This window comes from Carnobacterium sp. (genome assembly GCF_045617425.1).
Classification (GTDB): domain Bacteria; phylum Bacillota; class Bacilli; order Lactobacillales; family Carnobacteriaceae; genus Carnobacterium_B.
On the sequence record NZ_JAZLIO010000003.1, the window covers coordinates 127,675 to 151,111 of the forward strand.

The window sequence follows — 23,437 nt, forward strand, 5'->3', positions numbered from 1 at the left end:
AGTGAAAGTTACAAAATTAGAAGGTAAGCAGTTTCGTTTAATGGTAGCAACAGGAGCTAATCGTTTAGATAAGAATGCAGAATATGTAAACTCATTGAATGTTTTTCCAGTTCCAGATGGCGATACAGGTACCAACATGAATTTATCTTTAGCAAGTGGTGCTAAGGCAGTTGCAAATACAACTTCTGAAAGTGTTGGTGATTTGTCAGCAGCCCTTTCTAAAGGATTATTGATGGGAGCTCGTGGGAATTCTGGAGTTATTTTATCTCAACTATTTAGAGGATTCGGCAAAGCTATTGAAAATAAAGAAACAGTGTCTTCTAAGGAATTCTCAGAAGCATTCACTAAGGGTGTTGAAACAGCATATAAAGCTGTTATGAAGCCAGTTGAAGGAACCATTTTAACTGTAGCTCGCGAATCAGCTAAAGTTGGTGAAAAAAAAGCAAAAGAAACAGATGATATTGTTGAAGTGATGGAAGCCATCGTTCGTGGGGCTAAAAAATCATTAGCTAAAACACCTGATTTATTGCCAGTACTTAAAGAAGTAGGGGTTGTAGACAGTGGTGGACAAGGTCTTTTGTTTATCTATGAAGGATTCTTAGAAGTATTGTCTGGCAAAATTGTAGAAGAAGATATTTATCAACCTTCTGCTGAAGAAATGACAGAGTTGGTTAATGCCGAACATCACAGAAGTGTGTCAAATCATATTCATACTGAAGACATAAAATTCGGTTATTGTACAGAAATTATGGTTCAAATTGGTAAAGGTGAAACAGTTGATAGCGAATTTGATTATGATACATTCCGTAATCATTTAAACGAAATCGGGGACTCTTTATTGGTAGTTTCTGATGACGAAATCGTTAAGGTGCATGTTCATACAGAACATCCAGGAGAAGTAATGAATTACGGACAAAAATTTGGGTCATTGCTGAAAATTAAAGTGGATAATATGCGTGTTCAACATGAAACGATTCTTGAAAATGAAGCACCTCAGCCTGTTAAAAAAGCAGCTAAAACCCCTTATGGTATCATCGCAGTTGCAGCAGGAGAAGGTGTTCAAAACTTATTCAAAAGTTTAGGTGTAGATTATGTCATTAGTGGTGGACAAACAATGAATCCAAGTACAGAAGACATTCTTAAAGCAATTGAAGAAGTAAATGCTGAGAAAATTATTATCTTGCCAAACAACAAAAATATTTTTATGGCGGCTGATCAGGCTGCAGAAGTAAGCGAATTGTCAGTAGTCGTTATCCCTAGTAAAACCATTTCTCAAGGTATGACTGCAATGTTAGCATTTAATGAGTTGAATGACTTAGATACTAATAAAACTGAAATGATGAGCGAATTAAAAAATGTTGTTAGTGGACAAGTAACAAATGCAGTAAGAGATACAGAAATCGATGGAATGGCAATCAAAAAAGACGATTTTATGGGGATTATTGAAGGTAAAATCAAAGTATCTCAATCCAACCGTAAAAATGTTACGATTGAAACCTTGAAAAAAATGATATCAGAAGATAGTGAAATTGTAACTATTTTACTTGGAGAAGATGGAGACGAAGCTGAAGCCGCTGAGATTGCCGCTGAAATTGAAAATCTCTTTGAAGAAGTAGAAGTTGAAATTCATGACGGACAACAACCCGTTTATCCGTACATCTTGTCAGTAGAATAATTAAAAAGACAAAAATAGAACCGGATGTTATTCCTAGCCTATTTTTGTCTTTTTTAGTCAGTTTAAAGAAAATAAATAAAGTACTTATTACACTAAAGGGAGGTAAGTGACAGGTTAAAAGAGCTGAAGCTGTTTAATCTGTTTAAAAATTTATGGCTAAATCAATTTATGATTCTGTTTCGGTCCTCCCTTATGTTGGTGAAAAGCGTTTAGAGGCTTTGCATCAATTAGGTATTCATACTATTTCTGATTTAATTTCTCATTATCCTATTCGTTATGAGGATATTCAAGAAAAAGATTTATTAGAGATAGAAGACCAAGAGAAAGTGACGTTAAAAGGAAATGTAGTTTCAGAAGCAGTAGTCAGTCGTTTTGGACCCAAAAAGAATCGCTTGTCTTTTCGCTTAATCATTGAGCATGCAGTAATAACGGTGACTTTTTTTAATCAAGCCTACTTAAAAAGTAAAATCGTTACAGGAGAAGAAATTGCTGTATTTGGAAAATGGGATGCAAAGAGAAAAAGTTTGACTGGTATGAAAATTTTGGGCACCAAATCAGGTTCTGATCAGGGAGATTTTGAGTCAGTTTACAGTGCAAATAAACATATTAAACAAAGCACGATACTGCAATTGATCACAGAAGCTTTTAAACTCTATCAAGAGTATATCCCGGAGGTTATTCCTCCAGAACTAAGAACGAAATACCGCTTGATCTCTCATCATGATGCTGTTTATGCGATGCATTTTCCAGCTTCAGAAGAACAAAAAAAGCAAGCTAGAAGAGAGGTTGTTTTTGAAGAATTCTTATTGTACCAAATGCGCATGCAGATTGTACGCGAAAAGCAAAAAGCTATGGGTAAAGGAAATACACTAAATTACAATGTGAATGATTTGAGAAATTTTATTGAGACTTTGCCTTTTGAATTAACGAAAGCACAAAAAAGAGTAGTGAATGAAATCTGCAGTGATTTAAGGCAACCGATTCACATGCATCGTTTACTTCAAGGAGATGTTGGGAGCGGAAAAACAATCGTAGCGGCGATTGCTTTATACGCTGCCACGAATGTTGGTGTTCAATCGGCCTTGATGGTTCCTACAGAAATTCTAGCTGAACAGCATATGGAGAGTTTGACGGAATTATTCGATCCACTTGAAGTGAGAATTGCATTGTTGACAGGTTCAACAAAAACTAAAGAACGACGCATCATATTAGAGCAATTAGCTAATGGAGAATTAGATGTTCTTATAGGTACACATGCATTGATCCAACAAGATGTTTATTTTTCTCGATTAGGGTTAGTTATTACCGATGAACAACATCGTTTTGGCGTAAATCAACGGAAATTATTAAGGGACAAGGGAAAAGATGCGGATGTTTTATTCATGACGGCTACTCCTATACCTCGTACCTTAGCGATTACGACATATGGCGAAATGGATGTTTCCATTATTGATGAAATGCCTGCAGGAAGAATCCCGATTCAAACCACATGGATCAAACCTAAAAATTTTGAAAAAACGCTAGAATTTATTGAAATTCAGTTGAAAAAAGGGTCACAAGCCTATGTAATCTGTCCTTTGATTGAAGAATCGGAAAGCATCGATGTCAAAAATGCGACTGATATCTATGAAAAATTAACAGCTTATTATGGCGATCGTTTTCAAGTGGGTTTGTTGCATGGGAAAATGAAGTCAGCCGATAAGGAAAGCATTATGGAAAATTTTAAAGAAAAAAAACTACAAGTTCTTGTTTCCACTACAGTAATCGAAGTAGGTGTAAACGTGCCAAATGCAACGACTATGATTATTTATGATGCAGATCGCTTTGGATTATCTCAATTGCATCAGTTAAGAGGTCGGGTTGGTCGAGGAGATAAAGAATCCTACTGTATTCTTGTTGCAAATCCAAAAACTGAAAATGGGATGGAACGTATGAAAATTATGACGGAAACAACGGATGGTTTTTTGTTAAGTGAAAAAGATTTAGAACTTAGAGGTCCTGGAGATTTGTTTGGCAATAAACAATCTGGGATACCTGATTTTAAAATCGGGGATATCGTGGGAGATTTTGGAGCTTTGGAAGCAGCTAGGCAAGAAGCAGTTCAATTGATCAATCAAAAAGACTTTCTAACAAACGAACGTTATCAACCGATTAGAGAAGCTGTTGGGTTTAATGAGTTAGAAGGACTAGATTTTAATTGAGGTTCAATCATGATTAGTGGTAATATCTATTAGGAACGTAAAGTTTAGAAATGTTGAAAGTTAACTAGGGAGGCAAATGATTTGAAAATTGCAGTAGATGCTATGGGCGGAGATAACGCACCAAAAGCAATTGTTGAAGGTGTCATGATGGCAGCTAAAGAATACAATGATATTGAATTTCTTTTATATGGAAAAGAAGATTCAATAAGAAAATACTTAACGGATGAAACAAATATTACGATTATTCATACAGATGAAAAAATAGCGAGTGATGACGATCCTGTTCGTGCAGTTCGTCGCAAAAAGAACGCTTCTATGGTTTTAGCGGCGCAAGCTGTAAAAGATAAGGAAGCAGATGCTTTATTTTCTGCAGGAAACACAGGCGCATTATTGACTGCTGGACTATTGATCATTGGAAGAATTAAAGGTATTGATCGACCTGGATTGTTAGTTTCGTTACCTGTAATTGGAACAGAAAATGGAACATTTAATTTAATGGATGTTGGTGCAAATGCAGACACTAAACCAGAAAACATTCATCAATATGCGATTCTGGGAAGCTATTACGCTCAATTCGTTCGAGGAATCAAAAATCCAAAAGTGGGCTTATTGAATAACGGAACAGAAGAAAACAAGGGAAATGATGTAACAAAAAGAGCATACCAACTGTTAGCAAACAATACAGATATTAACTTCATCGGAAACGTTGAAGCACGTGAATTGTTAAGTGGAGCAGCGGATGTAGTTGTTACTGATGGTTTTACTGGAAATGCTGTATTAAAAACAGTTGAAGGTACGGCTATGTCTATGATGAAACTTCTTAAAAATGCTGTGTATGAAAATGGCACAAAAGCCAAATTAGGTGGATTATTATTAAAAGATAGTCTTTCTAATATGAAAGACGTTATGGATTACTCAAAGCATGGTGGAGCAGTGTTATTCGGAGTTAAAGCACCTGTTGTCAAAACTCACGGATCAACGGAAAAAGTTGCTGTTTACCATACAATTAAGCAAATTCACGAAATGTTGGAATCACATGTTATTGATGACTTGGTTCACTATTTTGAAGCAAAAGAACTAACGGCTGAATAAGTTTTTCTGAACAAAGAAAAAAGGCAGCCCTAAAAAATAGTTGGACAATATTTGTGAATATCGTTAAAATGAATAAAGTGATATTAATTTACCAATAATAATAAAGTCAAATGCGGAGGTGTAACAAATTGTCTACTAATGAAACTTTCGAAAAAATAAAAAAAATCATTGTTGAAAGATTTGGCATTGATGAAGAAAAAGTAACTAAAGAACTTACTTTTAAAGATGATCTAGGTGCTGATTCTCTTGATGTTGTAGAATTAGTTATGGAATTAGAGGACGTCTTCGGAACAGAAATATCTGATGAAGATGCTGAACAAATATCTACAGTTGGAAATGCAGTAACCTATATCGATCAACACAAAGACTAATAGTGTTATCCGGAGTCGCTTAACTTATTTTGAGTTTAGCGACTCTTTCTTTTGATATAATTGATACGGAGAGATTCTACTCTTGTTGAACGGGACGGTAGAGCATAAAACCTAGAAATGGTTTATTTTTATGACTAAACACAGTATAATGAAAGAGCATGGAGAAATTTTTATAGAAAGGAAGAATACAATGGATGACGCATTTTTAACACAATTAAAGACTAAATTCGATTTGGTTTTTCACGACCTATCTTATTTAGAAGAAGCATTCACCCATTCATCATATGTGAATGAGCACAGGAATCTTGAATTAAAGGATAATGAAAGAATTGAATTTTTAGGAGATGCGGTACTAGAATTAACCGTATCAAGATTTTTATATGAATTATATCCTAACTTGCCTGAAGGGAAATTAACACGATTGAGAGCGACTATTGTTTGTGAAGCTAGTTTGAGTCAATTCGCAAAAGAATACGAATTCGATCAATTTATCCGTTTAGGTAAAGGCGAAGAACGTATGAATGGACGAAAACGTCCAGCATTACTTTGCGATTTATTTGAATCCTTTATTGGAGCGTTATATTTAGATCAAGGAATAGATAGTGTATTATCTTTTCTTGAACAAACGATTTTTCCAAAAATCAAGTCCGGTGCTTTCTCACATGTGATGGATCATAAAACTAATTTACAAGAGTTTTTACAACAAAAAGGTGAAATTGGAATCGACTACCAATTAGTGGATGAAATTGGGCCAGCACATCAAAAGGCCTTTGTGGTAGAAGTACGCGCTGAAGGGCAAGTACTTGGACAAGGACAAGGGAAAACTAAAAAAGCAGCTGAACAAGTGGCTGCAGAAAATGCATTACTTGCTTTGCAAGAAAAATAGTACAGGGGAAAGGAGCCAGTAGTTGTGCAATTAAAAAGAATAGACATCGCTGGTTTCAAATCATTTGCGGATAAAACAACAATTGAATTTCATAATGGTGTGACAGCTGTAGTAGGTCCAAACGGAAGTGGGAAAAGTAATATAACAGAAGCTATTCGTTGGGTTTTAGGTGAACAATCAGCAAAGAACCTACGTGGTGGAAGAATGAACGATGTTATTTTTTCAGGATCTGATACAAGAAAACCAGTCAACTTAGCTGAAGTTACGTTGATACTAGAAAATGAAGATTATTTTTTACCTTTAGAATTTAGCGAAATAAGCATTACGAGACGATTGCATCGAAACGGTGAGAGTGAATTCTATTTGAATAAACAAGCTTGTCGTTTGAAAGATATTGTTGATCTTTTTATGGATTCGGGATTGGGAAAAGAATCTTTTTCAATTATTTCTCAAGGGAAAGTTGAAAGTATTTTCAACAGTAAGCCAGAAGAAAGAAGAGCAATTTTTGAAGAAGCAGCCGGTGTGCTAAAATACAAGACACGTAAGAAAAAAGCCGAACAAAAATTAACTGAAACCGAAGAAAATTTAAATCGTGTCCAAGATATTGTTTATGAACTGGAAGGGCAAGTTGAACCTTTGAGAGAACAAAGCAGTATAGCGAAAGACTTTTTGTTTTATAAGGAACAATTGACCGAAATGGACATTGCTTTAACGGTTGTTGAAATTGAACGTTTGAAAGTAAATTGGGATGAAAGCAAACATGAAATGAGTTCGTTTGAGAAACACTTAGTTGAAAAGCAACTAAGTTTATCGGATTGTGAAACGCAATTGAAACACAAACGGAAACAAAAAGCTGAATTGACTGATGAAATTGAAAAAATTCAGCAAGATTTAGTTCAAACTATTCAATTATTTGAACAGACAGACGGTCAAAAAAATGTTTTATCTGAACGCAATAAATTCACCTCTGAAAACCTGCAACAACTTGAAACCTCTAAAGAGCAAGCAAACCAGAGAGTGGGTCAATTAGAGCAACAACTTAAAGGGATCGATGAAATTTTAGCGAAGAAAACGGAACATGAGCGACAATTAAAGTCAGAACTTATAGCTGTTGAAAAAGAAGCATTGTCTCTTTCAGGGAATTCAAAAGAGACGATTGAGACTTTGCGAGATGAATATGTTGATTTAATGCAAAAACAAACCAGTTTGCGCAATGAGCAAACCTATCTTGAACGAAGCTCTTATCAAATGGCGCAAAAGAACTTAAAGTCAACCGCAGCAGTCAGTGAACTTGAGAAAACGATTGAAAAAATTACGGCAGACTTTGCACACATTGCTCAAGAATTAAAGGATACACAACGAGAAATTGCTCAAAAGTTATTGTTTTACCAAGAGAAACAAGCAAGCATTCAAACCAAAAGACAAGAATTAGAAGCAAACGAAACGCGTATGTATGACGCTTTAAAAGTTGTGCAGCAGGCAAAAGCAAAAAAAGAAAGTTTGAAAGAATTAAATGAAGATTATGCTGGTTTTTATCAAGGTGTAAAAGAAGTTTTGAAGCGTAAAAAAGACATCGGTGGGATCATCGGAGCCGTTGCGGAATTGATTGAAGTACCCAAACAAGCTGAATTAGCTATTGATATTGCACTCGGTGCAGCTAGCCAAAATATCATCGTCCAAGATGAACAAAGCGGACGTAAAGGGATTCAATACTTAAAACAAAAACGTATTGGCCGAGCAACATTTTTACCTTTAACCACAATTAAAGCTCGTCATCTTCCAACATCTGTAGAAAATAAGGCTAGCAGTTGTGATGGTTTCTTAGGGATTGCAAGTAAATTGATTGATTATCCTGAAGCTGTTTCAACAGTTATACAAAATTTATTGGGAACAACTATTGTTGCCAGAGATTTGTCGTCTGCTAATATCATTGCACGTGAAATCCAATTTAAGTTTCGTGTAGTGACACTTGAAGGCGATGTGATGAATGCCGGTGGTTCAATGACTGGTGGAGCGAGCAAATCTGGCAATCAGGGGAGTTTATTTGCTCGGAAAAATGAATTAACAAATTTAACTAAGCAAATAGCTCAAATGGAAACAACCTTGACGAAAAAAGAAATAAAAGTTCGCACAATGAAACAAGTAATCAAGAAAGAAGAATCAACCTTGAATGAGTTACGTGAACTTGGAGAAGGACAGCGTTTGAAAGAACAAGAACTGAAAAATCAAGCAGAAATGCTTGAAGAAAAACAGATTCGGTTAACAAGAGAGTTAAAAGCTGTTCAATACGAATTCAAGGAAGCAAAAGAAGAAGTAGAATCCTATGAGTTGAAAAATACGGAGTTAACGGAATCTTTGCAAACGGTCAAAAAAGAAATGGAGCACATCAATCATCAGATTTTACTGGCTTCTTCTCAAAATGAAGAGCGTGAAAAAAATCATACATTGATTAATGAAAAGCAACAACAACTAAGAACGAGATTGGCTGCTTTAAAAGAGCAATTGCTTAGTTTGAAAAAAGAACAAAAAGCGGTCTCTAGTCAATTAGATGATCAACAGAAAGATATTACGACCATCATTAGCCGAATGGAACAAATGACGCATTCTGATGGTACACATCAGATGACTAAAAAAGAATTAAGCGACCAGTTAGCGCAATTATCAGCTACAAAACAGACGCTAGAAAATCAATTATCAAAAATAAAAAAAGAAAAAGTGCTTATTGAAGAGCAATTGAATGAAATTGAACAATTAACGACACTAACGAATAATCAAAAACATTATCTGTTAGAAGAAAAGGCAAAAGCTGAAGTTTCAATGAATCGTACAGATGTTGCAATTGAAAATCGCTTAACTTATTTAAATGAAGAGTACAGTATGACTTTTGAAGCGGCTAAAGAAAGCCATTTGCTTGAAGTTTCTTTAGAAGAAGCGACACGTAAAGTGAAACTTCTGAAACAAAGTATTGATGAGTTGGGTTCTGTTAATCTTGGTGCTATCGAAGAATTTGAACGTGTGAATGAACGGTATTCTTTCCTTGTGGATCAACGTGAAGATTTGATAGAAGCAAAAGTTAGTTTGTATACCACGATGAATGAAATGGATGAAGAAGTTAAGATCCGCTTTTCTGAAGTGTTTGAAGATATTCGACTGAAATTTTCCGAAGTTTTCCCGCAGATGTTTGGCGGAGGATCAGCTGAATTACGGTTAACAGATCCTAAAAACTTGTTAACGACCGGTATTGAGATCATTGCTCAGCCTCCTGGTAAAAAGTTACAGCAGTTAAGTCTCTTGTCTGGAGGGGAACGAGCATTTACAGCAATAGCTCTAATGTTTTCAATTATACAAGTTCGGCCAGTACCCTTCTGTATTTTAGATGAAGTTGAAGCCGCCCTAGATGAGGCTAACGTCATCCGCTTTGGACGATATTTAAAGCGATTTGATGGAGATACTCAATTTATCGTCATTACTCACCGTAAAGGAACAATGGAAGAAGCTAATGTTCTTTATGGCATAACCATGCAAGAATCAGGTGTTTCTAAGGTTGTATCTGTTCGTTTAGAAGAATTAGCAGAAGCACATGTAGGAATAACCTAGAAACGATAGCGGAGAAAAGATCGATTAGTGTCGATCTTTTTTTCCCTTTTAATGTAGCTATAAAAAGATTGGAGCCAAAGTATGATTAAATTAATTGCAATTGATTTGGATGGTACCTTACTAAATGGAAAACATGGCATATCAGATGAAAATAAAGAAGCAATCAAACAAGCAAAAGAACAAGGCGTAAAAGTAGTCCTTTGTACTGGCCGCCCTTTGTTAGGAATGATCGCCTATTTAGAAGAGTTAAATTTAAGAGAAGCTGGAGATTATGGCATTACTTACAATGGTGGTCTAGTACAACGTACAGATACTGGTGAAGTATTATCTAAGACAACATTAACAAAAGCTGAAACAGAAGAAATTTTTGAACTAAGCAAACAGATCAATCTCCCTTGTAACTTCATTGATTTAGAAAAAATTTATGAGCCGCCATACCCTAAAGGGAGAGACTCACTCTATCCAACAGTCATGTCAGCATTGCCGTATGTTCCCATAGCAATGGAAGAAGTACCAGAAGATATTGCTATCAATAAAACAGTTTTTTGTTACACTCAAACGGATTTAGATGAAGCCATCAAAAACATTCCCGTTCATTTTTATAAAAAATATACGATAATGAAATCTCGTCCAATATTATTAGAACTAATGCCTAAAGGTGTAGATAAAGGCAGTGGAATAGCTGTTTTAGCCGATTTGCTAGGTTTTGAAGCATCAGAGGTAATGGCATTAGGGGATGAAGCTAACGATGCAGCAATGGTTGAATATGCAGGCATGGGAATAGCCATGGGAAATGCTACGGATGACATTAAAGCTATGGCTCAGTATATTACTAAAACAAATGAAGAACATGGCGTGGCACATGCCATTCAAAAATTTGTACTCAATTAATCATTAACAATGCCAAGAAAAGAGGGTGTAAAATGGGATTATTCGACAAAATTAAAAAAGCTTTTACAGGTGAAGAGAAGGTTGAAACCACAGAAGTAACCGAAAAGTATGAAAAAGGTCTTGAAAAAACGAGAAAAACTTTTTCTCAACGCATGAATGAATTGTTTGCTAATTTTAGAACAGTTGATGAAGACTTCTTTGATGAACTTGAGGAAGTTTTAATTGGAGCAGATGTTGGTTTTGAAGCGACAATGGAAATTACAGATGCCTTACGTCAAGAAGTAAAACTAAAAAATGCAAAAGCTTCTAATGAGGTTCAACAAGTTATTATTGAAAAAATGGTTGAAATTTATGAAAAAGGGAATACTGAAAAGCCGGAAGTCCATATAAATCCTGATGGGTTAACGGTGATTTTGATGGTTGGCGTAAATGGTGTAGGAAAAACAACGACAATTGGCAAAATGGCGCATCTTTACCAGCAAGAAGGAAAAAAAGTACTTTTAGCTGCTGGCGATACATTTAGAGCCGGCGCGATAGAACAATTGCATGTTTGGGGTGAACGTGTTGGCGTAGAAGTAGTCAGTGGTAAAGCTGGCGGAGATCCAGCAGCTGTAGTGTTTGATGCGATTAAAGAAGCTAAACAGCAACAAGCGGATATTTTATTCGTAGATACAGCTGGACGTTTACAAAATAAAGTAAACCTTATGAATGAGTTAGAAAAAATGAAACGTATTATAGAACGTGAAATACCAGGTGGTCCACATGAGGTATTACTTGTATTAGATGCTACAACTGGACAAAATGCGATGAACCAAGCCAAACAGTTTAAACAAACGACCAATGTAACTGGGATCGTGTTAACTAAATTAGATGGTACAGCAAAAGGTGGAATTGTTTTAGCTATTCGTAAAGAGTTGGATATTCCTGTGAAATTTGTTGGATTAGGGGAAAGTATGGATGACTTGCAGCTATTTGATCCAAATGAATACATTTATGGATTATTCAGCGAATTAATTCAAAATTCGATTTAATAACATTCTTAAAGAGCAGCCTTTTAAGTAATATTAAAAGGTTGCTCTTTTTTTAACGTGTGTGCGTTTACATTTTGAAACGGGTTCTCCAATGTGATAATATTGCAAAGTATGTTGTTATTTTTACATCCATACTTTGCAATTATTTAGATTTAAAGGAGGAAAAAAAGTGAAAGATAAAGTTTTTGAAGGGCTGCAAAAAATGGGTAAAACCTTTATGTTGCCTATTGCATTACTTCCAGTAGCAGGTTTGCTGTTAGGAATAGGGTCATCTTTTACTGGAGATTCATTTGTAAGTCTATATGACTTAGAGTGGTTACTAGGGGAAGGTACTGTGTTATACGGTATTTTAACAGTATTAAAAGATTGTGGAACGATTGTATTTGATAATTTACCACTGCTCTTTGCAGTTGGGGTTGCTTTAGGAATGGCTAAAGCTGCCAAAGAAGTTGCGGCTTTATCAGCTGTTGTAGCATACTTTATGATGTATGCATCTTTAACAAGTACCATTACAAACTTTGGAAATATAGAAAAATTGCAACAAACTCCGGGATTAATTGCTTCGGTACTTAGTTTTGATGCAACAATGAATACAGGTGTATTTGGCGGAATCATTATGGGATTAATCGTTGCGGCCTTGCACAATCGCTTTTATAAAATTGAATTACCAGATGCTTTATCGTTCTTTTCTGGAACGCGTTTCATACCAATTGTATCAGCATTTGCAGCTGTAATCGTAGGAATGATTCTTGCATTTATCTGGCCATATGCTGGTGCAGGAATTGCATGGTTAGGTTCAGTTGTAGCTGAACTTGGGTATATTGGAACTTTCTTGTATGGTTTTATTTATCGTGCATTGATTCCATTAGGTTTACATCACGTGTTTTATCTTCCTTTCTGGCAGACAGCACTTGGAGGAACAGCTGAAATTAATGGAACAATTGTTGAAGGAGCTCAAAACATCGTCTTTTCACAATTATCTAATGGACAAGTTGTTGATCCTGAAGCAGCAAAATTCTTCTCTGGATTATTCCCGTTCATGATTTTCGGATTCCCAGCAGCAGCTTTTGCAATGTACCAAACGGCTAAACCTGAACGTAAAAAAGACGTTAAGGGACTTATGATGTCTTCTTCACTAACATCAATTTTTACAGGAATCACAGAGCCGCTTGAATTTTCATTCTTATTTGCTTCACCTTTCTTATACTTCGGAGTACATTGTGTATTAGCTGCATTCTCATTTGTAATTATGCACTTCTTAAATGTTGGAGTAGGATTGACTTTCTCAGGTGGCTTACTTGACTTTGTATTGTATGGTATCTTACCAGGACAAGGAATAACCAACTGGATACCAGTTGTCTTAGTAGGAATTGTTTATGCGCTAGTTTACTATTTTGTTTTCCGTTTCTTTATTACAAAATTCGACTTGAAAACACCAGGTCGTGAAGATGAAGTAGCTGAATCAAAAATGTATACAAAAGCAGATTACCAAGCTAAAAAAGCTGGCGGAACTGCATCTAATGAGCCCGTTCTAGATGAAATGTCACATGATATCATAGAAGGACTGGGTGGAAAAGCCAATTTAGTCGATGTTGACAATTGTGCAACACGATTAAGAGTAACGATTAAAGATGGTCAGTTGGTTGATCAAGCTAAATTGAAATCAACAGGAGCAGCTGGAGTTGTTGTCAAAGGTACTAGTGCTCAAGTTATTTATGGACCAAAAGTATCAAATATTAAATCAAATATAGATGAATATTTAGCTAGTTCAACAAATAAAGGATCTGCATCTCCTGTTAAACCTTCTAATCCTGCTGATGAAATGTCTGCAGATATTATCGAAGGACTTGGCGGAGAAGAAAATCTAATCGATGTTGACAATTGTGCTACTCGCTTAAGAGTTACTGTTAAAGATGGACAATTAGTTAATCAAGCGAAGTTGAAATCAACAGGAGCAGCTGGAGTTGTTGTCAAAGGCACTAGTGCTCAAGTTATCTATGGACCAAAAGTATCAAATATTAAATCAAATATTGAAGAATACCGTAATGGTAGACTTTAATCTGTTTCTTGAGTAATTAAACTAGTGAAGAACTCCTTTAATCGACGTTGATTGTCTTGTCGTTAAAGGGGTTCTTTTTGTGTGTTAGGCAATAACCTTATAAGGTAGTAATTAAAAACAGTGAAAGCGACTAAATAGATTTAATAAATGTTTGTAAAAACAAGACAAACTATTGATTATTTAGGCAAAAACAGGTACGCTATTAAGGTGTGTAAACGTGTTTTCCTTGACAGTTGTTAAGCAAAGAAAGAAGGGTTACGATTGGAAATTGAAAAAACAAATCAAATGAACGCCTTGTTCGATTTCTATGGCTCTTTATTGACTGACAAACAAAAAAGTTATATGCAATTATATTATGCAGATGATTTTTCTCTGGGTGAGATTGCAGAAGAATTTGAAGTTAGTCGTCAAGCAATTTATGATAACATCAGGCGAACTGAAAATAGCTTAATCGAATATGAAAAAAAGCTACACTTATTGGAAGATTTCAATACAACAAAAGCCGTCATAGAGGATATGTCAAGTTACATTAAAAGTCATTATCCAAAAGATGAGGTATTAAAACAGTTTATTGAGTTATTAAAAAAAGACAGAGATGAGAAATAAAGGAATGGTGAAGTAGAATGGCATTTGAAGGTTTAACTGAACGTCTCCAAAATGCGATGACAAAGATGCGTCGCAAAGGGAAAGTATCAGAAGCTGATGTAAAAGAAATGATGAGAGAAGTACGTTTAGCCTTATTAGAAGCTGACGTTAACTTTAAAGTTGTAAAAGATTTTGTTAAAACGGTGAGTGCTCGTGCAGTAGGTTCTGAAGTATTGGATAGCCTTTCTCCTGGACAACAAGTAATTAAAATTGTTAATGAAGAATTGACTGAGTTGATGGGTGGAGAACAAGCTACGATTCAAACGTCACCTAAAGCTCCTACAGTTGTCATGATGGTTGGTTTGCAAGGGGCAGGTAAAACGACTACAGCTGGTAAATTAGCTAGCTATTTACGCAAAAACCAAAATAAACGACCTTTATTGATTGCTGCCGATATTTATCGTCCAGCAGCCATTCAACAATTAGAAACTATTGGTAAGCAATTAGACGTTCCTGTATTCTCTATGGGAGATCAAGTCAGTCCAGTTGAAATTGCAAGACAAGGGATCGAAAAAGCAAAAGCAGAACACTTAGATTTCGTGTTGATCGATACTGCTGGTCGTTTACAAATTGATGAAACACTGATGCAAGAGTTAAGCGATATTAAAGAAACGACACAACCAACAGAAATTTTCTTAGTTGTTGATGCAATGACTGGTCAAGAAGCTGCAAATGTTGCTTCATCTTTTAATGAACAATTAGATATCACAGGTGTCATCTTAACGAAATTAGATGGAGATACTCGTGGAGGAGCAGCCCTTTCTATCCGTGCTGTCACTGGTAAACCTATCAAATTTACAGGTTCTGGTGAAAAACTAGATGCTTTAGAACCTTTCTACCCAGAGCGTATGGCTAACCGTATTTTAGGTATGGGAGATATGTTAACTCTGATTGAAAAAGCTCAAGAAGATTTTGACGAAAAGAAATCAGAAGAAATGATGACAAAATTACGTGAAAATAGTTTTGACTTCAATGATTTCATTGAACAAATGGACCAAGTCAGCAATATGGGTCCGATGGAAGACATTTTAAAAATGATTCCAGGTATGAGCAATGTTCCAGGATTAGACAAACTTCAAATCGATCCAAAAGATACAGCTCGAATGAAAGCTATTGTTTTATCTATGACACCGCAAGAAAGAGAAAATCCTGATCTTTTATCTCAAAGCAGACGTCGTAGGATTGCTCGAGGATCAGCTCGTCCAATAGCTGAAGTCAATCGATTGATCAAGCAATTTAATGAATCGAAAAAAATGATGAGTCAAATGTCTAAAGGAAATATGAACGGTATGGAAAATCTATTTGGACAAGGTGCAAAAGGCAAACTTGGAAAAATGGCTATGAATTCTATGGTTCGTAAAAACAAGAAAAAAATGAAGAAAAAGAATAAAAAAAGTCGTAAATGATAGCTTGAGATAGTAAATAAGTACTTTGTAAAAAAAAAACAAGCTGTAAAGAAAAAACACTTTACAAGCTATAAATAAACTGGTAAACTACTTATTGTGAGATAGTTAATGGAGGTGTAAGAAATATGGCAGTAAAAATTCGTTTAAAACGCATGGGATCTAAAAGAAATCCTTTTTACCGTATCGTAGTTGCAGATTCACGTTCTCCACGTGATGGACGTTTCATCGAAACTGTAGGAACATACAACCCAGTTGTTAATCCAGCAGAAGTAAAAGTGGACGAAGAAGCAGTATTAAAATGGTTAGCTAATGGTGCTCAACCTTCTGATACAATTCGTAACATCCTTTCAAAAGAAGGCATTATGAAAAAATTCCATGAATCAAAAAACATTAAATAAAAAGGATGTTTTCTATGGCTGACATAAAAGATTTAATTCTTACAGTTGTAAGTCCTCTTGTAAGTCATCCTGATGAGTTGACAATTGATGTAGTAGAAACTGAAGAGTTTTTAGAATATCAATTGTTTGTTCACCCTGATGATGTTGGACGAGTAATTGGAAAAAAAGGTCGCGTAGCAAAAGCTATTCGTACAATTGTTTACAGTGTTAGAGTTCTTGGACCCAAACGTGTAAGATTAACAATTGCCAATAGCTAAATTCCGGAAAAGAAATCATTTCTTCAATAAGAGATGGTTTCTTTTTTTATAAATGATTTTATAAGACGTCCAGCTAAATAGATACTTAAATGAAAAATTAATTGTAAATGAGGGAACGCAATGAAAACATTGTATAATGTAGGGAAAATTGTTAATACACAAGGGATAAAAGGGGAAGTTCGAGTTATTTCAAAAACTGATTTTCCCGAAGAAAGATACAAAAAAGGGTCTACGTTATCTTTATTTCAAGATGGCAAGTTAGTAACAGATTTAACTGTTGCAAGCCATCGTAAACACAAGAATTTTGATATCTTATCTTTTGAAAATCACCCAAATATCAATGATGTAGAAAAATACCGTGATGGCATATTGAAAGTTAGTGAAGATCGTTTAACAGAATTGCCAAAAAATGAATTCTATTTACATCAAATAGTAGGATTAACTGTACAGGATGAAGAAAAAAATATTATTGGTAAAATTAGCGAAGTAATGTCTCCAGGTGCTAATGACGTATGGGTAATTGAACGTCCCAAAAAGAAAGATCTCTTGATTCCGTATATTGAAGAGGTCGTATTAGAGGTTGATTTAGAAAAACAAATGGTAACGATTCATATGATGGAAGGGCTAGATGATTAATGAAAATTGATATTTTGACATTGTTTCCACGAATGTTTCAAGGACCATTAACTGAATCCATTATTGGAAAAGCAATTGATAAAGACCTATTACAAGTAAATGTGATGAATTTTAGAGACTATACAGATAATAAGCACCAGAATGTAGATGATTATCCGTATGGCGGTGGTGCAGGAATGTTATTAAAAGCGCAGCCTATTTTTGCTGCCATAGATGCAATTAATGAACAGGCGCCTGATACTAAAAAACGAGTGATCTTACTAGATCCTGCGGGTGTTCCGTTTACTCAAGCGGTAGCGGAAGAACTGGCAGAAGAAGAACATCTAGTTTTTATTTGTGGCCATTATGAAGGATATGATGAACGAATTCGGACATTGGTAACGGATGAGATTTCGTTAGGGGATTACGTTTTAACAGGTGGAGAACTAGGTGCTATGGTGATGATTGACGCGACGGTACGCTTGTTACCTGAAGTTTTAGGAAACGATCAATCAGCTAAAACGGATTCTCATTCCACTGGGTTATTGGAGCATCCTCAATACACTAGACCTGCTGAGTACCGCGGAATGAAAGTTCCTGATGTGATTATTAGTGGAAATCATAAAAAAATAAAAGAGTGGCAAGACAAAGAATCAATCAGACGTACGTTGGAAAGACGCCCTGATATGCTTGAAAACATTTTGTTATCAGCTGAACAACAAAAATATTTAGAAGAAATAAAAACAGAAGAAGCGACACTTAAAGAATAAAGAAACTCTAATTCCCGTTATTTTTTATTAAAAATAAGGAAAATTACTTTACACCCTTTAGCGCATATGTTAGAATTATTTGGTGAGCGGGTAAAGCCTGCCATTAAAACGATGTTCCGCTGTATCCATATGTGATATATGAAGGTTTGTTGGAAGGAGAAAAACATAATGAGTAATTTAATTGAATCAATCACTAACGAACAATTACGTGAAGATATCCCAGCTTTCCGTCCAGGAGATACTGTACGTGTTCATGCTAAAATCGTTGAGGGTACTAGAGAACGTATCCAATTATTTGAAGGTGTTGTAATCAAACGCCGTGGTGCTGGAGTTAGCGAAACTTATACAGTTCGTAAAATTTCTAATGGAATTGGCGTTGAACGTACATTCCCATTACATTCACCACGTGTTGCTCAAATCGAAGTTGTTCGCTTTGGTAAAGTACGTCGTGCTAAATTGTACTACTTACGTGCATTACACGGTAAAGCAGCTCGTATTAAAGAAATCCGTCGTTAAGATGAATTTTTTAAGTTCTAACTCTTCTGAGTTAGAACTTTTTTTGTTTTCTTAAATACGCTGTTAATTATGAATAGAGTAGGTTATAATTGAAAATGAAAAAGCGATTAGAACTAAAAAAAAGTGGGGTATTGTAGAGTGAATAAAGCATTAGTAAACTTTGAAGCCATCTTAAAGGCAAAACATGTGCCTTTAGCTAAAAAAGAAATAAAAAATGGACAAATTTTGTATAATGGTAAATTTAAATTAAATGATCAACAAGCTTTGCCATTTGGGGTTGTTTTTGATAATAAAGAAGAAGGTATCATTGATTTTCAAATTGTGTACCATAAACTAGCTTATGTAACAAACTTTGATGCAAAACAAAAAGTGTTAGAAGTTTTAAATGAATTAAATGAAATGAAAACAGGTTACTACCGTGTTTGTCTTGCTGGAGATGGAGAAATTTATATGAGACTTCTTTCGCGTACAACAGAAGATGTGAGAGCTGCTTATGAAATGATGATCGTAGGATCAACGATTGCTAAAAGTATTCTCCCTAAAATAGAAGAAGCTGTAGGAAAAAAATAGATTTAATAGAATCGTTATCATGAAAAGAGAGTAGGGATTTCATGAAAGAACGCAAACCTTTATTCCATACTGAGATAGTTAACGAAACAGGCGTGAATGGTCAAGCATTTGTAAAAAATGGCGGACTGAATGTTAAATTGTCCAGCCCTTTAAGTGATGAAAAAGGAACAAATCCTGAAGAATTACTTGGATTATCGTTTAGTACATGCCTCAATGCTACGATTCAGTCTTTGCTAAAAGCAAGAGGAAAAGAGAATGAAAGCCGCGTTGAAGTACATGTTGACTATATGCGTGAACCCAACGGAATCGGTTTTTTCTTTAATGTAGAAGCTTTTGCAAAAATTGAAGGGCTAGCTTTTGAAGAAAGCGAAAAAATCGTAGAAGAAGCTGAAAATCGTTGTCCGGTATCTAAATTATTGGCAGGAAGCCAAACAGTTTCTGTAACAGCAGTTGAACAGTTTTAGATAAAAACGCTGAAAAGACCTTCAAGTTTATATTTGAAGGTCTTTTGCATTTTACTCACTAAAAAAATGTTGAATTATCTGTAATTGATAAATTGCAAATCAATTGGGAGATCTGTATCTCTTAATAGAGCAATAACTTGTTGTAGATCATCACGATTTTTACCAGTTACTCGTATTTGATCGTCTTGTATTTGAGTTTTAACTTTAATACCAGATTTTTTAATCAGTTGAGTAATCGTTTTTGCGTGTTCTTTATCGATTCCATTAATTAAGTCAGCGAATTGACGGACATTCCCACCAAAAGCTTTTTCAGTTGAAGAATAATGTAGATTTCTAGTAGGAACACCTCTTTTAACTAATTTGTTAGACAATACGTCTTTTACTTGCTCTAATTTGAAGTCATCATCTGAAATTAAAACCAATTTTTCTTTTTCTAATTTAATCTCGCTGATGGAGCCTTTAAAATCAAAACGGTTGGCGATTTCTTTTGTTGCCAACTGGATGGAATTTTTTATCTCTTCCATATTCATTTCTGAAACGATATCAAAACTTGCTTCTTTTGCCATAATTGTTTCCTCCTTCTACATTGTGCTCTTAAATTGTACCACAAAGACGTGTGTAGGAGAAGGAAACGGATACAAATGAGAGCGTAATGAATAAAAGTATTTTTTGCTTTCTTTATAAAGGAAAACTTGTTATCCTTGTTTGATTAAGTAAGTAGGGAGTTGCAAAATGACAAAATTAAAAACACCAAATTATTGGATCGAACATGCAAAAAAAATCTTTTTTATTTTTTTTGCAGCCATTACAAACGCAATAGCTATGAATAACTTTTTAATTCCCTCTAATATTTATGCATCTGGAATTAATGGAGTATCGCAATTATTAGCAGATATTCTAGGAAGCAGTTCAGGAATCGTCATTGATACAGGTATCCTGATTCTCGTATTTAATATTCCAATCGCAATACTTGGGTGGTTTAAAGTAGGGAAAAACTTTACGTTATATAGTTTTTTAACCTCTATCTTGATTTCATTTTTTATCATTCTCTTGCCGGTTAATCCATTAACAGCGGATCCTATGATGAATGCTTTATTTGGAGGTATTATCAGTGGAGCCGGGATTGGATTTGCTTTGAAATATGGTTTTTCAACTGGTGGAATGGATATTATTTCAATGGTGTTAGCCAAAACAACGGGTAGGTCAATTGGAACCTTAACATTTGCCATGAATTTGCTGATTGTTTCGTCAGCCGGCTTCTTATACGGATGGGAATATGCGCTTTACACATTAGTATCGATTTATGTTATGACGAAAGTAATTGATACAATTCATACCAGTCATCAAAAAGTAACGGCAATGATCGTGACCAATGAACCAGATGCTCTAGTAAAAGTCATCCACGAGAAATTAATCAGAGGAATCACCATTATACCTGCAAAAGGAGCTTATTCAGGAATGGATCGTTCTATTTTAATGGTGGTGATTACTCGTTATGAGATGTACGAACTAGAACAAGCGGTCAGGGAAGCAGATGCTTCAGCATTTGTTAATTTCATGGAAACAAATAAAGTATTAGGCGAATTTTGGAGTTCTGACCGACAAAAGGAATCTCAATTAAATAAATAAAGTAAGACAAGGAACCATTCCTAATGAATGACTCCTTGTCTTTTTTATACCTTAATTATGGAAAAAAATTAGGCTAATTTAAAGTAATTTTCTAAATAATGAGCCAAACCTTCTTCATTATTGGTTTTCTCTGTTACATCATTTGAAATATGTTTTAAAGTATCGATTCCATTTTTCATTACTACGCCATGACCTGCATATTGAATCATTTCATAGTCGTTGTCTTCATCACCAAAAGCAATAATATCTTTTTGTTTTATGCCATATACTTGAGCAATGCGTTCGACACCTAATGCTTTTTGTACACCTGCTGCTACGATTTCTAAGCAAGGTGTTTGTCCGCCCCAAGTTCTAATTTCGACTGAATCACCATAACGAGCAGAAATTTTTTCAATGATATAAGCTTGGTTTTCTTTATCTGTAAATACACAAACAGCGGTAGGATCTTCTTTTAAACTAGAAGAAGTTAGTTTTGAAGCACCATTTTTTCCTTCTGGAAAGAAATCGCTATAAGGAACGAAATAGTTATCAGCAAAAACAGTATCTCTGAGTTCGGCTGCAATTAAGTGGATATCTAACTCTTTTTTTAAATTCAGCATATCTAAGGCAATCTCACGATCTAATGTTTTATGGTATTGTGATTCCCAATTTAACTGGTCTGGTAAATGACATAATGCCCCGTTAAAGTTAACCATGGGTGTTTCCATACCTAATTGAGTATAAAACTGTTTACTGTTTCTATAAGGTCTGCCTGTTACGATTGAAACAAGGTGACCCGCATTTCTTAAAGTTGTGAGAACTTTTTGTGTTCTTACTGAAATCTCTGAACGATTGTTCAATGTAGTGCCATCTAAATCAAGAGCAATTAATTTTTTATTCATCAAAATCCTCCGACTATTCTTCATTTGTCTTTATAAAAGCTTCTATGTTTCTTTTATGCTACACTTACTGCATAGAACCTTTACGAATAGTGTACCACAAAGTCTATAAGAATAAATATAGAAAGAGGTTAGATAGATGATAACGGTAAAACAGGAGAACGTGAATGGCATCCCTATATTAGAAGTTGTTTCAACAGAAAGTATAAATGAAACTTTACCAACTGTTGTTTTTTATCATGGATGGACAAATTTTAAAGAAAGCTCTTTAGTCCATGGGTATGAAATCGCCAAAAAAGGATTTAGAGTATTAATTCCTGAAGCTTATTTACATGGAGAAAGAAGTCAAGGAGCACCAGTAAACGAAAGAAGTATGGAATTTTGGGATGTTGTTCAACATAGTCTAGTGGAATTTCCATCCATCATCGACCATTATGTAAAAGCGGGATTAACAGATCCTAGTCGCATCGGTGTGTCTGGCCTTTCTATGGGCGGCGTAACAACTTCAGCTTTATTAACGCAATATCCTTGGATAAAAACAGCGGTTGTCTTGATGGGAAGTCCTGCACCGATTCCATTTTCTAAATGGTTATTGACATCTAAATGGCAACAAGGGGTCGAAATCGATTTTGAGTCAGAACAATTTGCTCCTGCTATCGAATCGTTAAAAGCTATTTCACTCGATTTACAACCTGAAAAAATTGATGGTAAATTTGTTCATTTCTGGCATGATGAAGATGATGATTTAGTACCTTATCAACCCACTTTTGATTTTTATAAAAAAATAAAAGATCAAGATTATGGACAACATGTGAGTTTTACAACGACGGAAGGACATGGTCATCATGTCCCTTATATGATTTCGGTTGAAACAGCTGAATATTTCAATAAACATTTATAAAAAAATCACAATCTCTCGTTAAAATGATTTACTTCACCTCTGATAAGAGGTAAAATAAAGTCAAAAATGAGAAGGTGGTTACCCAATGGAACCAACTCGTGAAAATCAGATAGAAGAGCTTAAAGGACGCATAATGACAGCTTTAGAACAAGTTATCGATCCAGAACTGAACATTGACATTGTCAATCTAGGGTTAGTTTACGCTATTGAACTAATGGATGAAAATCACTGTGTGATAAAGTTAACGTTAACGACAATGGGCTGTCCATTAGCAGATACCATAACTAATGATATTATGACAGCTATGCAATCGATCCCTGAAATTACTTCAACCGAAGTTAAGCTAGTCTGGTATCCTGCTTGGGATACTAGCAGAATGAGCCGTTATGCAAGAATTGCGTTAGGCGTTAGATAAAGAAACGTTTACTCTACAAAAGTCAGAGTAAACGTTTTTAATTCTAGTAGCTGGAATTAAGTTCTATTCAAGTAAATCCAAAAAAATGAGTTTGAAAATTCAATTATTTTCGTTTGACCTTTACTGACTAATTAAATATAATATGATTAGAAAAATTAAGGAGGGTTTCC

At 35.0% G+C, this 23,437-nt stretch carries 23 protein-coding genes; 21 read left to right on the forward strand and 2 right to left on the reverse strand.

The window, feature by feature from the left end; translation table 11 throughout:
* The first annotated feature begins 1 nt into the window (after window position 1).
* From ACKI3H_RS01190 to ACKI3H_RS01275, 18 genes are all read left to right on the forward strand, one after another.
* Entirely contained in the window at window positions 2-1,675 is a 1,674-nt protein-coding gene (locus ACKI3H_RS01190; RefSeq protein WP_407370481.1) for a DAK2 domain-containing protein, read from the forward strand.
* Window positions 1,676-1,827: 152 nt separating this feature from the next.
* Window positions 1,828-3,876: an ATP-dependent DNA helicase RecG gene (gene recG, locus ACKI3H_RS01195; RefSeq protein WP_407370482.1), complete on the forward strand. Its 2,049-nt coding sequence runs from the start codon at window positions 1,828-1,830 to the stop codon at window positions 3,874-3,876.
* A gap of 81 nt (window positions 3,877-3,957) precedes the next feature.
* A complete protein-coding gene (gene plsX, locus ACKI3H_RS01200; RefSeq protein WP_407370483.1) occupies window positions 3,958-4,968 on the forward strand; it encodes a phosphate acyltransferase PlsX in 1,011 nt (336 codons plus the stop codon).
* 128 nt (window positions 4,969-5,096) lie between these two features.
* Complete coding sequence (locus tag ACKI3H_RS01205) at window positions 5,097-5,339, forward strand: acyl carrier protein (RefSeq protein ID WP_407370484.1); 243 nt, start codon at window positions 5,097-5,099, stop codon at window positions 5,337-5,339.
* 190 nt (window positions 5,340-5,529) lie between these two features.
* The gene (rnc, locus tag ACKI3H_RS01210) at window positions 5,530-6,225 is read left to right on the forward strand and encodes a ribonuclease III (protein WP_407370485.1); all 696 of its coding nucleotides are present in this window, start codon (window positions 5,530-5,532) and stop codon (window positions 6,223-6,225) included.
* 24 nt (window positions 6,226-6,249) lie between these two features.
* Entirely contained in the window at window positions 6,250-9,822 is a 3,573-nt protein-coding gene (smc, locus tag ACKI3H_RS01215; RefSeq protein ID WP_407370486.1) for a chromosome segregation protein SMC, read from the forward strand.
* A gap of 81 nt (window positions 9,823-9,903) precedes the next feature.
* Window positions 9,904-10,713, forward strand: a complete 810-nt coding sequence (locus tag ACKI3H_RS01220; RefSeq protein ID WP_407370487.1) for a Cof-type HAD-IIB family hydrolase — start codon at window positions 9,904-9,906, stop codon at window positions 10,711-10,713.
* Window positions 10,714-10,745: 32 nt separating this feature from the next.
* Window positions 10,746-11,744, forward strand: coding sequence for a signal recognition particle-docking protein FtsY (ftsY, locus tag ACKI3H_RS01225; RefSeq protein WP_407370488.1), 999 nt, complete (start codon window positions 10,746-10,748; stop codon window positions 11,742-11,744).
* A gap of 169 nt (window positions 11,745-11,913) precedes the next feature.
* Window positions 11,914-13,803, forward strand: coding sequence for a PTS transporter subunit EIIC (locus ACKI3H_RS01230; RefSeq protein ID WP_407370489.1), 1,890 nt, complete (start codon window positions 11,914-11,916; stop codon window positions 13,801-13,803).
* A 261-nt stretch (window positions 13,804-14,064) separates the two neighbouring features.
* Window positions 14,065-14,409: a putative DNA-binding protein gene (locus ACKI3H_RS01235; RefSeq protein WP_407370490.1), complete on the forward strand. Its 345-nt coding sequence runs from the start codon at window positions 14,065-14,067 to the stop codon at window positions 14,407-14,409.
* Between the two features lie 17 nt (window positions 14,410-14,426).
* Window positions 14,427-15,854: a signal recognition particle protein gene (gene ffh, locus ACKI3H_RS01240; protein ID WP_407370491.1), complete on the forward strand. Its 1,428-nt coding sequence runs from the start codon at window positions 14,427-14,429 to the stop codon at window positions 15,852-15,854.
* 125 nt (window positions 15,855-15,979) lie between these two features.
* Entirely contained in the window at window positions 15,980-16,252 is a 273-nt protein-coding gene (gene rpsP, locus ACKI3H_RS01245) for a 30S ribosomal protein S16 (protein ID WP_013710630.1), read from the forward strand.
* A 14-nt stretch (window positions 16,253-16,266) separates the two neighbouring features.
* Window positions 16,267-16,509 (forward strand): KH domain-containing protein, encoded by a 243-nt coding sequence (locus ACKI3H_RS01250; RefSeq protein ID WP_407370492.1) that lies wholly within the window; start codon window positions 16,267-16,269, stop codon window positions 16,507-16,509.
* 120 nt (window positions 16,510-16,629) lie between these two features.
* Complete coding sequence (gene rimM, locus ACKI3H_RS01255) at window positions 16,630-17,145, forward strand: ribosome maturation factor RimM (RefSeq protein ID WP_407370493.1); 516 nt, start codon at window positions 16,630-16,632, stop codon at window positions 17,143-17,145.
* The gene (trmD, locus tag ACKI3H_RS01260) at window positions 17,145-17,894 is read left to right on the forward strand and encodes a tRNA (guanosine(37)-N1)-methyltransferase TrmD (RefSeq protein ID WP_407370494.1); all 750 of its coding nucleotides are present in this window, start codon (window positions 17,145-17,147) and stop codon (window positions 17,892-17,894) included. The genes rimM and trmD overlap by 1 nt, the downstream gene beginning before the upstream one ends.
* A gap of 168 nt (window positions 17,895-18,062) precedes the next feature.
* Window positions 18,063-18,410 (forward strand): 50S ribosomal protein L19, encoded by a 348-nt coding sequence (gene rplS, locus ACKI3H_RS01265; protein WP_013710634.1) that lies wholly within the window; start codon window positions 18,063-18,065, stop codon window positions 18,408-18,410.
* 138 nt (window positions 18,411-18,548) lie between these two features.
* The gene (locus ACKI3H_RS01270) at window positions 18,549-18,980 is read left to right on the forward strand and encodes a hypothetical protein (protein WP_035022582.1); all 432 of its coding nucleotides are present in this window, start codon (window positions 18,549-18,551) and stop codon (window positions 18,978-18,980) included.
* 41 nt (window positions 18,981-19,021) lie between these two features.
* Window positions 19,022-19,444, forward strand: coding sequence for an OsmC family protein (locus ACKI3H_RS01275; RefSeq protein WP_407370495.1), 423 nt, complete (start codon window positions 19,022-19,024; stop codon window positions 19,442-19,444).
* Between the two features lie 74 nt (window positions 19,445-19,518).
* Here the strand turns inward: ACKI3H_RS01275 and ACKI3H_RS01280 are convergent, their stop codons facing one another.
* Complete coding sequence (locus ACKI3H_RS01280; RefSeq protein WP_407370496.1) at window positions 19,519-20,010, reverse strand: YajQ family cyclic di-GMP-binding protein; 492 nt, start codon at window positions 20,008-20,010, stop codon at window positions 19,519-19,521.
* A gap of 166 nt (window positions 20,011-20,176) precedes the next feature.
* Between ACKI3H_RS01280 and ACKI3H_RS01285 the strand changes: the two genes are divergently transcribed.
* Window positions 20,177-21,073 carry a YitT family protein gene (locus tag ACKI3H_RS01285; RefSeq protein WP_407370497.1) on the forward strand — a complete coding sequence of 299 codons (897 nt, stop codon included), beginning with the start codon at window positions 20,177-20,179 and terminating at the stop codon, window positions 21,071-21,073.
* A gap of 68 nt (window positions 21,074-21,141) precedes the next feature.
* Here the strand turns inward: ACKI3H_RS01285 and ACKI3H_RS01290 are convergent, their stop codons facing one another.
* Window positions 21,142-21,954 (reverse strand): Cof-type HAD-IIB family hydrolase, encoded by an 813-nt coding sequence (locus ACKI3H_RS01290; protein ID WP_407370498.1) that lies wholly within the window; start codon window positions 21,952-21,954, stop codon window positions 21,142-21,144.
* A 136-nt stretch (window positions 21,955-22,090) separates the two neighbouring features.
* Between ACKI3H_RS01290 and ACKI3H_RS01295 the strand changes: the two genes are divergently transcribed.
* Window positions 22,091-22,852, forward strand: a complete 762-nt coding sequence (locus tag ACKI3H_RS01295) for a prolyl oligopeptidase family serine peptidase (RefSeq protein ID WP_407370499.1) — start codon at window positions 22,091-22,093, stop codon at window positions 22,850-22,852.
* 85 nt (window positions 22,853-22,937) lie between these two features.
* Window positions 22,938-23,267: a metal-sulfur cluster assembly factor gene (locus tag ACKI3H_RS01300; protein ID WP_407370500.1), complete on the forward strand. Its 330-nt coding sequence runs from the start codon at window positions 22,938-22,940 to the stop codon at window positions 23,265-23,267.
* Window positions 23,268-23,437: the final 170 nt, after the last annotated feature.